Origin of the sequence: Pontibacter ummariensis (assembly GCF_900188175.1) — a bacterium.
GTDB lineage: Bacteria > Bacteroidota > Bacteroidia > Cytophagales > Hymenobacteraceae > Pontibacter > Pontibacter ummariensis.
The window spans coordinates 1-13,083 of record NZ_FZOQ01000006.1; the positions used below are offsets into that span (position 1 = coordinate 1).

General features: G+C 49.6%; 11 protein-coding genes and 1 pseudogene. 8 read left to right on the top strand and 4 right to left on the bottom strand.

Going from position 1 to position 13,083, the window contains the following annotated elements; genetic code table 11:
- Positions 1 to 102: pseudogene (locus tag CHB92_RS26440) on the top strand (PIG-L family deacetylase); the annotation flags it as partial.
- Positions 103 to 202: 100 nt separating this feature from the next.
- Here CHB92_RS26440 and CHB92_RS07995 read toward each other — a convergent pair.
- Complete coding sequence (locus CHB92_RS07995; protein WP_089318677.1) at positions 203 to 946, bottom strand: DeoR/GlpR family DNA-binding transcription regulator; 744 nt, start codon at positions 944 to 946, stop codon at positions 203 to 205.
- A gap of 256 nt (positions 947 to 1,202) precedes the next feature.
- Here CHB92_RS07995 and CHB92_RS08000 point away from each other — a divergent pair, with 256 nt between their 5' ends.
- Positions 1,203 to 2,447, top strand: coding sequence for a serine hydrolase (locus CHB92_RS08000; protein WP_089318678.1), 1,245 nt, complete (start codon positions 1,203 to 1,205; stop codon positions 2,445 to 2,447).
- 304 nt (positions 2,448 to 2,751) lie between these two features.
- On the top strand, positions 2,752 to 4,089 hold the full coding sequence (locus CHB92_RS08005; RefSeq protein ID WP_089318679.1) for an amidohydrolase: 1,338 nt from the start codon (positions 2,752 to 2,754) through the stop codon (positions 4,087 to 4,089).
- 51 nt (positions 4,090 to 4,140) lie between these two features.
- On the opposite strand, the gene CHB92_RS08010 is transcribed toward CHB92_RS08005, so the two are convergent.
- Complete coding sequence (locus CHB92_RS08010; RefSeq protein WP_089318680.1) at positions 4,141 to 5,541, bottom strand: T9SS type A sorting domain-containing protein; 1,401 nt, start codon at positions 5,539 to 5,541, stop codon at positions 4,141 to 4,143.
- Positions 5,542 to 5,725: 184 nt separating this feature from the next.
- Between CHB92_RS08010 and CHB92_RS08015 the strand changes: the two genes are divergently transcribed.
- From CHB92_RS08015 to dnaA, 3 genes are all read left to right on the top strand, one after another.
- Positions 5,726 to 6,481 carry a 5'-nucleotidase C-terminal domain-containing protein gene (locus tag CHB92_RS08015; RefSeq protein ID WP_089318681.1) on the top strand — a complete coding sequence of 252 codons (756 nt, stop codon included), beginning with the start codon at positions 5,726 to 5,728 and terminating at the stop codon, positions 6,479 to 6,481.
- Positions 6,482 to 6,490: 9 nt separating this feature from the next.
- Complete coding sequence (locus CHB92_RS08020; protein WP_089318682.1) at positions 6,491 to 7,423, top strand: metallophosphoesterase; 933 nt, start codon at positions 6,491 to 6,493, stop codon at positions 7,421 to 7,423.
- Between the two features lie 107 nt (positions 7,424 to 7,530).
- The gene (dnaA, locus tag CHB92_RS08025) at positions 7,531 to 8,955 is read left to right on the top strand and encodes a chromosomal replication initiator protein DnaA (protein WP_089318683.1); all 1,425 of its coding nucleotides are present in this window, start codon (positions 7,531 to 7,533) and stop codon (positions 8,953 to 8,955) included.
- An 87-nt stretch (positions 8,956 to 9,042) separates the two neighbouring features.
- On the opposite strand, the gene CHB92_RS08030 is transcribed toward dnaA, so the two are convergent.
- Positions 9,043 to 9,552: a hypothetical protein gene (locus CHB92_RS08030; protein WP_089318684.1), complete on the bottom strand. Its 510-nt coding sequence runs from the start codon at positions 9,550 to 9,552 to the stop codon at positions 9,043 to 9,045.
- 53 nt (positions 9,553 to 9,605) lie between these two features.
- The gene (locus CHB92_RS08035; RefSeq protein ID WP_089318685.1) at positions 9,606 to 10,040 is read right to left on the bottom strand and encodes an OsmC family peroxiredoxin; all 435 of its coding nucleotides are present in this window, start codon (positions 10,038 to 10,040) and stop codon (positions 9,606 to 9,608) included.
- 165 nt (positions 10,041 to 10,205) lie between these two features.
- On the opposite strand from CHB92_RS08035, the gene CHB92_RS08040 reads away from it, so the two are divergent.
- Together CHB92_RS08040 and CHB92_RS08045 are read left to right on the top strand one after the other, a co-directional pair.
- Entirely contained in the window at positions 10,206 to 11,705 is a 1,500-nt protein-coding gene (locus tag CHB92_RS08040; RefSeq protein WP_089318686.1) for a GH3 auxin-responsive promoter family protein, read from the top strand.
- 178 nt (positions 11,706 to 11,883) lie between these two features.
- Positions 11,884 to 13,035, top strand: a complete 1,152-nt coding sequence (locus CHB92_RS08045) for a 1-deoxy-D-xylulose-5-phosphate reductoisomerase (RefSeq protein WP_089318687.1) — start codon at positions 11,884 to 11,886, stop codon at positions 13,033 to 13,035.
- Positions 13,036 to 13,083 lie beyond the last annotated feature (48 nt).

Here is a 13,083-nt window from a genome sequence, read left to right on the forward strand (position 1 = left end):
GTGCGGGCCGAAGAACGGACCAGTGAGACTGCCCGATCATATGACCGACTGGGGTTGGCCGAGTATGAGGCGATGGAGGCCTTTGTGCGGTGGAAGTTTTAACAACGCATTGACAGGTAGTAAAAAGGGGGCGTTTCTGTTGAAACGCCCCCTTTTTATTTTGCCTCAATGTAAGAGCAAAGAGAGTGCAGGCTATACCGGGTTAAAGCACCGTGACTACTTTGGCGTATTCCCTTAAAGCAGGACTGGATGGTTCCACGTCCGTTACCATGTAGTGTACTGCGTTTAAGTTGCAGACTTTCATGTTCTGCACAGAATCCAGTTTTTCAGCGATGCCCATGATCGCTATTTTCTTGGCTGATTTGATCATGGCCTTTTTTACCTGTACCACTTCCCAATCTGAATCTGTTACCCCCTCCGAAAGAGAGAGGCCGTTCGTGCCCAGAATACAGAGATCTACCCGGATCTCCGAGAGCTGGTTGATGACCTGGGCACCAAAACTAATGTGCGAGTTCTTTGATAGTTGCCCGCCGATCAGGATAACTGTTACGTTAGGGTGTTCGGCCAATTCCAGGGCCACAAGTGGACTTACCGTAAAGATAGTACACTTGAGGCTTTCCGGTACCATGCGGGCCACCTCAATCATGGTCGTGCCACCGCCAACCAGCAGCACCATCTCGTCCTGAACCAGCTGAAGTACTTTTCGGGCTATTTCTTTCTTGGCTTCCTTGGCGTATGTCTCGCTCTCCTGAAAGGGGTAATGAAAGGACTTGGACAAGGCCCCGCCGTGTACTTTTAAAATCTTACCGGCCTCGGCCAACTCATGTAAGTCTCTCCTGATGGTATCTTCAGAAACATTAAGCTGAGCGCTCAGGTCTGATGAAAGGACTTTGTTGTGCAGGTTTATTTGCTTAATGATAAAAGCCTGCCGTTCTTCCTTTAGCATTCCGTTAATTAGTCAAGTGTTTTCAAATATACTTGAATTTGAATTAAAGTAGGGCGGGCTTTTGTAAAAGAAACACAGCTGAGAGCCAAAAGCTGTACGGAAGAAGCAGGAAGCTGTGCTGGCCCAGAGCAAAGAAAGGGAGTATGAAAGGCGTTGGATGATTATGCATCACAGTAGCTCTTGCCAGGAGCAAGGGGCGCTGTTAAGTAAGTTTATAATTCTATATATTAGGGAGCCACTATCAACAGATGTATACATGAAACTTCCCTTACTGCTAGCTGCTTGCTGTCTTATCGGTTCGGCCTTTGCTACTGTTAACGCTCAGACAAAAGGTGACCGCTGGTTAGAGGACCTGTTGCGGTCCCAAGGATCGCCGCTTCTACAGCAGGTGCTCAATCAGCCGGATACCTTCCAGTACCAGATCATTTATACCGAAATTAACCGTGATAAGCACAACCGGCCTCACTTTAAGCATCACTATTTTAACGTCGACCGCAACAGGTACCACAATCCTGCTTCTACGGTGAAGTTGCCCACAGCCCTCATGGCTTTGGAGAAGCTCAATACGCTACAGCTAAAAGGAGTGGACAAGTTCACGGCCATGCTCACAGACAGTGCCTTTAGCAAGCAAACTGCTGTGGTATCCGATTCAACGGCTGAAAACGGTTTACCTTCCATTGCCCATTATATCAAGAAAGTGTTCCTGGTAAGTGATAACGATGCCTACAACCGTTTGTATGAATGGGTGGGGCAGCAAACGCTGAACGAGGGGCTGTGGCAGAAAGGCTATAAGGACGTGCGCATTACCCGTCGTTTTACCCCAATGTCGGAAGAGGAGAACCGCTGGACAAACCCAGTCCGTTTTATGCAGCAGGATAAAGTACTGTATGCGCAGGCTGCCGTTCGAAGCAACGCAAACTTCGACTTCAGTAAAACCATTCATGTTGGCAAGGCACATTATAATTGGGACGATGAACTGATTCATGAGCCGATTGACTTTACGACTCATAACCAGCTGCCCCTGCAGGACTTACAGCAGCTATTGCAGTCTGTGATGTTTCCGGAGTCAGTGCCAGCCAAAAAGCGCTTTAACCTAAGCCATGAAGATTACACGTTCCTCTATGAGTACATGGCCAAGCTCCCCTTTGAGAGCGACTACCCGTCCTACGATACCAATGAGTTCTTCGACAGCTATACAAAGTTCTTCATGTTCCGGGCGGACAAAAGCAAGATACCGGACTACATGCGGGTATTCAACAAAACGGGTTGGTCCTATGGCTTCCTGACAGACGCTTCTTATGTGGTTGATTTTAAGAACAAGGTGGAGTATATGCTGTCAGCCGTGATCTACGTGAACAGCGACGGGGTGCTGAACGACAACAAGTACGAGTACGAGGAAGTTGGGTATCCTTTCTTTAAAGAGGTAGGGCAGATCATTTACGACCATGAACTGAAACGAGAAAGGAAGTACAGCCCTGATTTAAGTAAGTTCAAGCAGTAGCATAAACCTTTGTTCTTTGTTTGCATTGCAGGCAGTGTTAGACTCTAGTCTTTGAAGAACTGGCGGCCTCATATCCAGCCTTATCAAGGAGATAAGGAGGCCTAGCCGGCGAGGCGAGCAGAGAGCCAGGGGCTGTGAAACGCAGATGAGGAAAGAATTGGATAAGCGTGTACCAGTTTTCCAATTGCTCCATAGCGTGGAACTTCTTTAACATCACTCTGATATTAGGAACCAAGGTTCTTAAAATTCTCTTTCACAATTTGAAAATTCATTATCTTCAAAGCTTCACCCAAACACAAGACACATGAGTAAGAACTATACTTTAGCCAAGCGTACCCTGCTTTCTGCGCTTGGATTCGGATTACTGACTGTGCCTGCACTGGCTCAGAACAGCAAGCAGTTAGCGAAAGTCAGCGCCCTGGCCGATAAAGTGGAGCCCAAGGTAATAGAGTGGCGCCGTGATTTCCACGAGCATCCGGAACTGGGCAACCAGGAGAAAGAAACAGCAGCCAAAATAGCCGCACACCTTAAAAAGCTGGGTATGGAGGTAGAAACGGGTGTCGCTAAAACGGGCGTGGTTGGCGTGCTGAAAGGCGGTAAACCGGGACCTGTCGTGGCATTACGCGCGGACATCGACGGCTTGCCTGTAACCGAGCGTACCGATATACCTTTTGCCTCGAAGGCGAAAGGCGTTTATAATGGCCAGGAGGTAGGCGTGATGCATGCCTGCGGTCACGACACGCATATTGCCATGCTGATGGGGGCAGCCGAAGTGCTGGCCAGCATGAAGAAGGACTTGCCTGGGACTGTCAAGTTTATCTTCCAGCCAGCCGAGGAGGGATCGCCGGTAGGCGAGGAGGGTGGTGCCAAGCTGATGGTGAAGGAAGGGGTGCTGGAAAAAGGCCCCAAGCCGGAGGTGATCTTCGGCCTGCACATCAACTCGCAGACAGAGGTTGGCCAAATCAAGTACCGCCCGGGGGGGACTATGGCCAGTGCGGATATTTTCCGCATTAAGGTAAACGGCAAGCAGGTACACGGGGCTTATCCCTGGAACGGGGTCGACCCGATCGTAACCTCCGCACAGATCATCAATGGTCTGCAGACGATCATCAGCCGCCAGACAGAGCTCTTGGAAGACGCAGCTGTTGTGACAGTTGGTATGATCCACGGTGGGGTGCGTAACAACATTATCCCGGAAGAGGTGCACCTGGAGGGAACGATCCGCACACTGAACACGGACATGCAGCAGAAGATACACGAGAAGATACGCCTGACGGCCACGAAGATTGCGGAGAGCGCCGGGGCTACTGCAGAAGTGTCGTTCATTCCGCAAACGCCTGTCACTTACAATGATCCAGCCCTAACGCAGAAGATGCTGCCTACGCTGCAAGCCACAGCTGGTAAGGAGAACGTGATCCTGACCAAAGCCGTGACAGGTGCCGAGGACTTTGCCTTCTTCCAGGAGAAGATTCCGGGGCTGTACGTGTTTGTAGGTGGTATGCCGAAAGGGCAAGACCCTGCTACGGCAGCACCCCACCACACGCCTGACTTCTTTATAGACGAAAGTGGCCTGAAGCTAGGCGTGAAAACGCTTACTAACCTGACGCTGGACTACATGAACAGCAAAGGCAAGAGCTCGTAAGCATAACACTACCAAAACAACAAAGGCAGCCATTTCGGCTGCCTTTGTTGTTTAGTGTACGACTAGTCGGCCGCTGCCTATAGGTTTTTGGCGGCTGCTAATGGTATAAAAGTATAAACCGCTGGACATTTTGGGAGATTTGTTTATCGTGTTTTTCCCCGGCTTTAAGGTGAGGGAGCCGACTGCTTTTCCGGTTGCGTTGTACAGTTGCAGATGCATCGCAGGCATTTCCGGAGCTTCTATCACAAACCTATTAGTGGCAGGATTGGGATATAGTGTAAAACCTGCTTTCGTCAGTTCATCTTCAGCTGCTGTGGGGAGCTGCTCCCCTACATAAACATAGGTAAAGCCCCAATCGAATTCGAGATAGGAGCTAGAAACCTCTCCAAAAGATATTTCTCCAGCTCTGCCCCGCACCCCTATCAGGTAAGGCTCCTGACGTTGCAGTTCAGAGGTAGGGGTAAAGGTGAGGGTAACGGCCAAACCCTCGGTTGTGTCTCGCACAGCAAGTGTAGTGTTGGGTAGGTTTAAAGTGTCTAGCTCACCATATTGCCGGGCACTTAGCGGTAGGTCATGGTCAGGACTGTTGCGTAGGAGATATTCTAGCTTAAGAGGCTGGTTGGGCCGCGCCAGCACAGAGCCGTCATTTTGACTCAAGTTGAGGCGGTCTCTGTTCAGAAGTGTTAGCTCTGGTTGACGGCTACGCTCCGTTACGTTAAGAGTCATATCCACAACCATAGAGCCTAATACCTTATCCCCACGCCACTCCGTTACAAGCAGAGCAACAATATAGGGTCCTTTAATACTAGGATTATCCCATTGCAACTCCCCAAACTTGTCTACTCTAAGCCCTTGGGGGAATTGGTAACCTGGCAGGTAACTTACAACTCCTTCTTGTGTTTTATGCTTCGGCGGTACTAGGTCGTATGTCAATCGGTCGCCATCGGCATCGTAGGCTAATAAGTTATACGTCATTGGTTCTCCTGTATAAGCCTCAAGAATGGGGATGCCAGCTAGCTTAACTCCGTTCTTGTTTTCCGTCAAAGCTTCTACTTTTACCTTAGTGTATATGTACATGGACTGCGTTTCAACATCTTCCGGTGAGTTGATAACACCAGAATTACGGTTAATTCCACTCCAGGAAACAGTATAGTTACCAGGGCTGGAGTAGATGTAGCTCCAGGTAAAGGTTTCTCTGTCATACAGCTGACTGTAGCGTGTAACCTTACGGTTAGAAATATCCAACGTGTTCCCATCACCCATCTGAACACTTACAACCGGATCATCAGCACTAGATCTCATGTCGGTATAGAGTGTTAAGACGAAGTTAAACTGACGCGGATTTTGTGCATCAACTGTATAGCTGATGTAGCCACTGTATAGGTGCAAGGCCTCTACGAACAGTGGTTGTAACAGTAGAACTAACATGCTGATAATGAGTTTTGTCTTCATGGGCAGGAGGGTAAAGTGTCTCAGACATAATATACATATAACTAATATGATTTGTTAATATATTTATATGTAAAATGGGTTCTACTTATACTGCTGCGTAAGAAGTGAATTTTGTGTAGAACCTAAGCCCTTGGGTTAATGTTGCAGAGGCAGACTACTTGATGTTGGAACCTCATTAACCAGAATGACCCGATATTTTTCTAAAAGTATTAGCGCTTTATTACTTCTCCTTAGCCTTGCCTCCTGTCAGCGCGCCTGGGTAGCTTCCCCCAATCTGGAAACGACAGATGTACCCGTTGAAAAAACGATTGTTCCGGATCCGGAACTGGAGGCCCGGATAGCGCCTTACCGGGAGCAGGTAACCGAAAAGATGGCTGAGATTATTGGTAGAGCGCCTGTAGAACTGGGCACGGCGGACTACCAGTCGCCACTGGGTAATTTCGTGGTAGACCTGATGCTGGCACAGGCGCGCGAGCGCTACGAGGGGGAGATTGACATGGCCACCACCACGAACGGAGGTTTGCGAATTCCCATCCCGATGGGTTACGTGGAAATGGGGACAATTTTTGAGTTGATGCCCTTCGAGAACGAACTGGTGGTGCTGACACTGGATGGCCATACGGTGAAAGCTTTTTTCGATGTGGCCGCCGAAGCCAAGTATGCCCCTGTTGCCAACGCCACCTATACCGTGAAAGATGGCAAGGCAATGGACATCAGGATTGGCGAAGAGCCGCTGAAGCTAGACCAGAACTATACCCTTGTTACCTCTGATTACCTGGCCGGAGGCGGGGATAACCTGAGTATGTTTAAAAACGCGCTAAAGACGGAGAAGGTGGGCCTGATGATGCGGGATGCCATCATAGAGCAGATCCGGGAGCTAACCGCCAAAGGGCAGGCTATTGGCGCAGACACGACCATGCGCGTGACCGTCCTTCCATAAGAAAACCAAATGAACAGAAGAGATTTCCTTAGAACAACGGCAGTAGGGGCGGCAGGGCTTAGCCTGGTGGGCTTGCCTTTTTCTGCAGAGGCCGCTCAAAGCATAAACCTGACGATTTTGCACACCAATGACCAGCACTCACGCATCGAGCCCTTCCCGGATGATGGGCGCAAGTACGGCGGCATGGGGGGCATGTCGCGGCGGGCCACATTGGTAGAGCAGATCCGGAAAGAGGAGCCCAATGTGCTTTTGCTTGATGCCGGGGACATCTGGCAGGGCACGCCTTACTTCAACTTCTTTAACGGAGAGCTGGAGTTTAAGCTGATGAGCGACATGAAGTACGATGCGGCCACCCTCGGAAACCATGACTTCGATAACGGACTTATTGGTTTGGAGCGCCAGTTGCCACATGCCCGGTTCCCCTTCCTGATCGCCAACTACGATTTCTCTGATACCATTCTGAAGGGGCGCTTTCAGCCCTACAAGGTTTTTGAGAAGCAGGGCCTGCGCATAGGGATGTTTGGCCTGGGCATAGAGCTGGAGGGACTGGTGAGCAAGAACAACTTTGGGGAGACAGTTTACCAGGATCCGGTAGCCGTGGCGCGGGAAATGGTACAGGAGTTACGGCAGCAACAAAAATGTCACTTAATTATTTGCCTTTCGCACTTGGGCTATAGTTATCAGGAAGAAAAAATTGATGATATTAAGCTAGCAAAACAGGTAGCAGGAATTGACCTGATTTTAGGTGGGCACACCCATACCTTTTTAGAGCTGCCGGAGCTTATCCGGCATGCCAGCGGCCATGAAACCCTGATAAATCAGGTGGGGTGGTCAGGCCTGTTTTTAGGCCGTATAGACTTCTCATTCAATAAAAACTCAAAGCGAAGAACAGATATGAGAACCGCACTTTTGCCGGTAAACAGACCTGTAACATCTTCGTGAAAAAATAATTTTTTGTTTACAGATATTTAATCAAATTTGTAACCCGCCTGCCGATAAAGGAGAGGTTTGTTTCACCAAACGAATCTTAATGAGCTTTGGAAAATTGGATGATCAAAGACTGTTCAACTGTATGGAGTAACTGCCTGCAGGTTATAAAGGACAATATTGGCGAACAGAGTTATAAGACTTGGTTCGAGCCAATAAAGCCTATATCCCTGCGCGACAGCGTACTGACCATACAAGTGCCCAGCCAGTTCTTTTACGAATGGCTGGAGGAGCACTATGTGCAGCTCTTAAAAAAGGTCATCTACCAGGAATTGGGGAGTGAGGGGCGCCTCGAGTACTCTATTATTGTAGACCGCGGCAACGAGGTAAACAAGCCGCAGACGGTTAATATCCCTACAAAGAAAATACCCGCTGCGGTTGTTAACTCTTATAAGCCCGAGCAGAGCTTTATTAAGAGCCCTTTCGAGTCGAAGACCATCGACCGCAACTTCCTGAATTCGCAGCTGAACCCGGCTTATACCTTCGAGAACTATATTGAGGGAGACTGTAACCGCCTGGCCCGCTCGGCTGGTTTTGCGGTGGCCAACAAGCCCGGTACCACCTCCTTTAATCCTTTAATGGTATACGGTGGGGTAGGACTGGGAAAAACGCACCTGGTGCAGGCCATCGGCAACCACATCAAAAACAGCGACCCGGAGAAGTTCGTGCTGTACGTTTCCTCCGAGAAATTCGTGAACCAGTTCATTGAATCGGTGCGGACGAATAATGTGCAGGACTTCGCTAACTTTTACCTGCTGGTGGACATCCTGATCATTGACGACGTGCAGTTCCTGAGCGGAAAGGATAAAACGCAGGAGATGTTTTTCCACATCTTCAACCACCTGCACCAGTCCGGCAAGCAGATCGTGATGACCTCTGACTGTCCGCCACGCGACCTCAAGGGCCTGGAAGAGCGTTTGCTGTCCCGCTTTAAGTGGGGTCTGACAGCCGACCTGCAGAGCCCGGACTTTGAAACGCGTATGGCCATCATCCAGAAGAAGATGCAAAGCGATGGCATCGATATCCCGGACAACGTGGTGGAGTACCTGGCCTACAGCGTGGATACCAACGTGCGTGAACTGGAGGGCGTGTTGATCTCTTTGATTGCGCAGTCATCGCTCAACCGCAAGGAAATTGATTTGGAGCTTGCCAAGCAGGCCCTGAAGCATATCATAGAGGATGTAGAAACAGAGGTAAACCTCGACTTCATCCAGAAAACCGTGGCCGAGTACTTCCAGGTAAGCCTGGACTCGCTGAAGGCCAAAACGCGCAAGAAAGAGATTGTGACGGCGCGCCAGGTTGCGATGTATTTTGCCAAAGAGTTTACCAGCCATTCCCTCAAGTCTATCGGTTACCATTTTGGTGGCCGTGACCACAGTACAGTTATTCACTCTGTACAAACGGTGTCTGACCTCATAGATACCGATAAGAAGTTTAAAGTAAGTATTCAGGAGTTACAGAAGAAGTTTAAATCTAAGGCAGGCTAAGCAGCCTTTAGATGTATAGCATAAAAAAGCGGAGGCGGTACTTGTACAAGTACCGCCTCCGCTTTTTTTATAATGTTCTTAAGCTAACTAAGAGCGCTGATTCGTAGCATTTGTTACCACATAGCCGTGTTCGGGGGCCATGTGACGTACTTTTGCCTTTATTTTCTCCATGTCACGTTTTTTGCGCACCTGCTTCAGATCCAGGTACACCTTCGCGCCGTCCTTCCTTGTCACCCTGAGAGCCAGGGGCGAAATGTACACTTGCTCTATCTCGGGAATTGGGATGACTTGCTTTTTCCGGAAAACACCAAACTTTTGCACGATGTACTGCGGCGTTACCTCAATGTAGGACTGCACACCAAAAACAGAAGTATTCTGTAGTATGATGTACACCAGGAAGGCAAGCCCCAAACCCAGGAAAATATAGTGCATGAAGCTCTGGCTGCTTTCCGGATTACTAGAGAGCAAAAGCGCTATAACCCAGGCCAGCCAAAAGACTGTGAGGATAAGTTGCACCGTAAAGGAGAGCTTCGCGGTGCGGGTTGGGCTTAGCTGCACAATCAGGGTAGACCTTGAGCTACTGCCAGATACTGCCATTGTTAGGATATTAAGTCAGATAATTGGCCAGAAACGGCCTTGCAATATAGCAATTATTTTGCAAGGCTGGCTTCCACTGTTATCTCGGGTACTGCATTAAGCGCCTTTGATACCGGGCAGCCTGCTTTTGCTTGCTGTACAAGTTCCTGGAAAGTGTTCTCGTCCAGTCCGTCTACCTTCGCCTCGGTCGTCAGTTCTATTTTCTGGATAAGCGGTGCTCCGTCCTTCTCGCCTAGCGAAACAACGGCCTTTGTCTCGATGTACTCAGGCGTCAGGTCCTGGTTTCCCATCAGCGCGCTCAGGAACATAGAGAAACAACCGGCATGGGCAGCACCGATCAATTCTTCCGGGCTGGTACCGCTGTTGCTGTCACCGAAGCGGGAGGCATAGCTGTATTTTGACTCTATAGCGCCGTTCCCGGTTTTTACTTCACCTTCTCCGTCTTTCAGGCCTTTGTTCCATCTTGCTTGTGCTCTGTGTTTTTTCATTTGCTTTAAGGTTTAGCTGTGTTAATTATAGTAATAACTTAAACGCTGGAAGGATGTTTCTCTATTTCAAGGCTAGAAACCTGTTAGTAATACTTCTATGTTTCCTGCAGGGTTATGCATTGCAGCATTAACTAATTATCTTTACCTGCCACTAAATGAGATTGTATGGGTGTAAAGGCGTTGTTGAGCAAGCCTCTGGCTGCATACGTGCACAAAAAGGATCGAAGTTGGATAGAGAACCCTGTAGAGGCGCAGCAGGCAGTGTTCAAAAGTATCGTGCGCAAGGCGCAGGCCACCCGCTTTGGCCGTGACCATGGGTTTTCCGCCATTTCCTCGCATGCTGATTTTGTACAAGCCGTCCCGGTTCGGGACTATGAAGGGCTCTCCAGCTACTTTAACCGGGTAAAGCAGGGCGAGAAAGACGTGTTATGGCCGGGCAAGCCCTTGTACCTGGCCAAGACTTCCGGCACGACCTCCGGCACGAAGTACATCCCGATTACCTCCGATTCCATTTCGAATCACATCAACGGGGCCCGCAATGCCCTGCTGGCCTATGTACACGAAACCGGAAACTCCGCCTTTCTGGATGGCAAACTGATCTTTCTGTCGGGCAGCCCGGAACTGGAGGAAATAGGCGGTATTAAGACTGGCCGCCTTTCGGGTATAGCCAACCATCATGTACCGGGTTACCTGCGCACGAACCAGCTGCCAAGCTATCAGACCAACTGCATCGAAGACTGGGAGACAAAGCTCGATCAGATCATTGAGGAGACCATAGACCAAAACATGACGCTGATCTCCGGTATTCCGCCCTGGGTGCAGATGTATTTCGACAAGCTCATGCGGCAGACGGGCAAGCCCATTAAAGATATCTTCCCGAATTTCCAGCTATTTGTGTACGGAGGCGTGAACTTTGAGCCCTACCGCAAGAAACTCTTCGAGTCGATTGGCAAAGAGGTAGATTCCATTGAGCTTTTTCCGGCTTCAGAGGGATTCTTCGCTTACCAGAATCAGCAGCAGGATAAAGGACTGTTGCTGTTGCTAAACGATGGCATCTTCTATGAGTTTATACCAGTAGAGGAGTACTTCAAGGAGAACCCTACCCGTTTGACGATTGGAGAGGTGGAGCCAGGGGTAAACTATGCCTTGGTTATTAGCAGCAATGCCGGTCTGTGGAGCTACTCTATTGGTGACACGGTGAAGTTTACCTCCATAAAACCATATAAGGTAGTGGTGAGTGGTCGTATCAAGCACTTTATTTCTGCCTTCGGTGAGCACGTGATTGGCGAGGAGGTGGAGAAGGCGATGCAGCGAACCATGGCTAAGTTCCCTACTGTGGAGCTGATTGAGTTTACCGTAGCGCCACATGTGAGCCAGGACAAAGGCGCATCCTTCCACGAATGGTTGGTAGAGTTTTCGAGGGAACCTCAAAATCTGGAGGCCTTCACGGATGAACTGGACCAGCAGTTACAGAAGCTGAACTCGTACTACTACGATTTAATTTCCGGAAACATTCTGCAGAGACTAAAGATTACAGGCTTGCCGAGAGGCACTTTCCGGGATTATATGAAATCACAGGGCAAACTGGGTGGGCAGAACAAAGTGCCGAGGTTGAGTAACGACCGCAAGCTGGCTGATGGCTTGCTAGGGGTTGCCAAACTTTAAGAGGAAGGAAGCTTAAAACTCTTCTACCCCTTGTGTCGAGCAGATAGGCTATTGCTAAGTAAGACGGCAGGGACAGCCATAAAGCATTGATTATAACAAACAAACTACAGCGACGGTAGGCATTTTTCTTAGGCCTTTGCTGGTCTAGGACTGATGCCGTCCGTACTGAACTCATTCCATGAAGAGAATCGCCATTTTAGGCTCTACCGGCTCTATCGGTACACAAGCCCTCGACGTGATAAAAGCCCATCCGGAGAGTTTTGAGCTGGAGGTAATTACAGCTCACAGTAACGCCGGCCTGCTTGTACAGCAAGCCTTGGAGTTTAAGCCTAATGCCGTAGTTATTGTGCGGGAAGACCTGTACGAGCAGGTGCGGGAGGCACTGCAGGGGGAGGATATAAAAGTGTATGCCGGGAGCAAGGCCCTTTGCTCGGTGGTGGAAATGGGTACGGTAGACATGGTGCTGACGGCCATGGTAGGTTATGCCGGACTACTGCCCACCATCAGGACTATTAAAGCTGGCAAGCAAATTGCCTTGGCTAACAAAGAAACGCTGGTGGTAGCAGGGCAGCTGATTACCGACCTGGCAAAGGAGCATGGGGTAAACATTTACCCCGTCGATTCAGAGCACAGTGCTATTTTCCAGTGCCTGGCCGGCGAATTCCATAACCCGATCGAGAAAATCATCCTGACAGCCTCCGGAGGCCCTTTTAGGGGATATAAGGCAGCGGAGCTGGAAAAAGTAACCAAAGCACAGGCCCTGAAGCATCCTAACTGGGACATGGGGGCTAAGATTACGATCGACTCGGCTTCGCTGATGAACAAGGGGCTGGAAGTGATCGAAGCCAAGTGGCTGTTTGGGCTGCGCAACGAGCAGATTGACGTAGTGGTGCACCCGCAGTCTATCATCCATTCGCTAGTGCAGTTTGAGGATGGGTCCATCAAAGCGCAGCTGGGCCTGCCGGACATGAAGTTGCCGATTCAGTATGCCTTAGGCTATCCGCAGCGCCTGAAATCAGATTTTCCGCGTTTCAGCTTTCTGGACTACCCGCAGCTGACCTTCGAGCAGCCGGACCTGGAAACGTTCCGGAACCTGCAGCTGGCCTATGAGGCAATGGCCAAAGGAGGGAACATGCCCTGTATCCTGAATGCTGCCAACGAAGTAGCTGTCAGTGCCTTTTTGCGTGATGAGGTAAGCTTCCTGGGCATGTCCGACATGATCGAAAGCTGTCTGGCAAAAGTTGCGTATATTGCGAATCCTTCGTACGAGGACTATGTTAGTACAGACGGAGAGGCGCGTGCGCTGGCGATGGAGTGCAAGTGTAAGTAGAAAAGCCTGGTTAACCCTCAGGTAAATCAAGATTATAAATTTTTCTTT